Source organism: Falsiroseomonas sp. RANM36 (assembly GCF_056682175.1).
The window spans coordinates 522,351-524,579 of record NZ_JBWXTD010000006.1 but is presented as its reverse complement, the minus strand read 5'-3'; the positions used below and the strand labels follow the sequence as shown (position 1 = coordinate 524,579).

The 2,229-nt window shown below is 75.0% G+C and carries 2 protein-coding genes; both read left to right on the top strand.

Annotated elements, in window-relative coordinates; genetic code table 11:
• On the top strand, positions 1-965 hold a 965-nt coding region (locus AC1MIR_RS24110), incomplete at its 5' end, for a TRAP transporter large permease subunit (RefSeq protein ID WP_480030709.1).
• Positions 955-2,229: amidohydrolase family protein (locus tag AC1MIR_RS24105; protein ID WP_480030708.1), on the top strand; the 1,275-nt coding region annotated here is incomplete at its 3' end. The genes AC1MIR_RS24110 and AC1MIR_RS24105, both read left to right, overlap by 11 nt.

The window sequence follows — 2,229 nt, the reverse complement described above, 5'->3', positions numbered from 1 at the left end:
GCTCCCGCGGCAGCACCACCGCCGTGGCGGCGGCGGGCGGCTGGGTGATGACCCCGCGCTGGCGCGTGATGGGCGGGGCGCCGGCGCGCGCCGGCGCCGTGGTCGCCGCCGCGGCCGGCATGGGCATCCTGGTGCCGCCCTGCCTGACGATGGTGGTCTATGGCTCGGTCACCAACACCTCGATCGCCGCGCTGTTCGCGGCCGGGCTGCTGCCGGCCTGCGTCATGGCCGGCGCGCTGCTGTTGCACATCAGGCTGGAAGCCGCCGGCCCGCGGCCGGAGCCGCGCGTGCCGGGGCGCGAGCGGCTGGTGCTGCTGCGCGCCGCGGGCCTCGCGCTCGGCCTGCCGGCCATCATCTTCGGCGGCATCCTGGGCGGCGTCTTCACGCCGACCGAGGCCGCGGTGGTCGCTGTCGCCTACGCCATGCTGGCCGGCGCGCTGCACCGGGAGCTGACGCCCGCCTTCCTCTGGGCCGCGCTGGTGCGTTCCGGCGTCACCACGGGCGCGGTGATGCTGATGATCGCGGGCTCCAACATCCTCGCCTGGCTGCTGACGGTGGAGCAGGTGCCGCAGGCGCTGGCCGCGCTGATCGACCAGATCGGCGGCGGGCGCATCGGCTTCCTTCTGCTCAGCCTGGTCGTCTTCGTCATCCTCTTCGCGCTGCTCGACGGCATCCCGGGCATGCTGATGATCATCCCGGTCTTCATCCCGATCGCGCGCGAGCTCGGCATCGACCTGCTGCATTACGGCCTGGTGATGACGACCGTGATGGGGATCGCGCTGTTCCTGCCGCCACTCGGCGTCGGGCTCTACATCGTGCTCGGCATCTCGGGCGGATCGCTGCCGGCGCTCTCGCGCGCGCTGGCGCCCTATCTGCTGACCATGTCGCTGGTCGCGGTGGTGGTGGCGCTCTGGCCCGATCTCGCGCTGGTTCTGCCGCGGCTGATGGGGCTGCATGCCGGCTGAGGCGGCCAGCGGCTGGGTGATCCGCCCCGGGGCCGGGTGCCTCTGCTGCGCGCCGCAGCGCCTCGGCCTCGCTTCGGCGCGCGTGGCGGAAGCGGTGCCGGTCGCGGCGGAGGACGCGGCGGCGCACTGGATCCTGCCGCCGCTGGCGAACGCGCATGACCATGCGCGCGGCGTCCGCCCGACCTCGCTCGGCGCCTTCGACCTGCCGCTCGAGATGTGGCTCGCGGTGATGACCGGCGCGCCGGTCGCCGATCCCTGGCTGGTCGTCGCGAATGCGCTCGGCCGCCAGGCGCTGTCGGGCGTGGGCGCGATCATGGTGCACTACACGCGCCCGCAGGATCCCGCCCGCGTCGCCGCCGAGTTGCGCGAGGTCGCGCGTGCCGCGCGAACGGTGGGCGTGCGCGTCGCCATCGCGGTCGCGCTGCGCGACGAGAACGCGCTCGGCTACGCGCCGGACGAGATGGTGCTGTCCGCGCTCGCGCCGGAGGTGGCGGAGGCGGTGCGCGGCCGCCTGCTGCGCGCCCCGGCGTCGCCTGAGGCTCAGCTCGCGCTGGTCGAGGACCTGGCGGCTGAGCTCGACGATCCGCTGGTGGACGTGCAGTACGGCCCCTACGGCCTCGAATGGTGCTCGGCGCCGATGCTGCGGCTGGTGGCGGAGCGCAGCGCGCTGACCGGGCGGCGCGTGCACATGCACCTGCTGGAGAGCCCGATCCAGCGCGCGTGGCTGGACGCTGCCTTTCCGCAGGGGCCGCTGCGCTTCCTCGACGAGATCGGCCTGCTCTCGCCCCGCCTCTCGGTCGCGCATGCGGCGCATCTGCGGCCGGAGGAGATGGCGCTGCTGGCCGAGCGCGGCGTGGCGGTCAGCATCAACACCTCGTCGAACCTCAACCTGCGCAACGGCATCGCCCCGGCGGCGGAGATGCATCGCCGGGGTGTCCGGCTGGTGACCGGCCTCGACGGCTTCAGCGTGGACGATGACGACGATGCGCTGCGCGAGCTTCGGCTCAACTGGATGCTCCATCGCGGCGCCGGGCTGGAGGAGGGCTGGCCCCTGCCGGCGCTGATCGAGGCCTCCACCATCGCCGGCCGGGAGGTGCTGGGCGCGGGGAGGGAGGCGGCGCCGCTCGCGCCCGGCGCTGCCGCCGATCTGCTGGTGTTGCGGCGGGACGCCGAGGATGTGCTGATCCCGGCGGAGGAGCCGGCGCGGCGGGCGCCGCGCGCCGCGCCGGCGCGAGTGCGGCCCCGCCGCGGCGCCCGCCGCGGG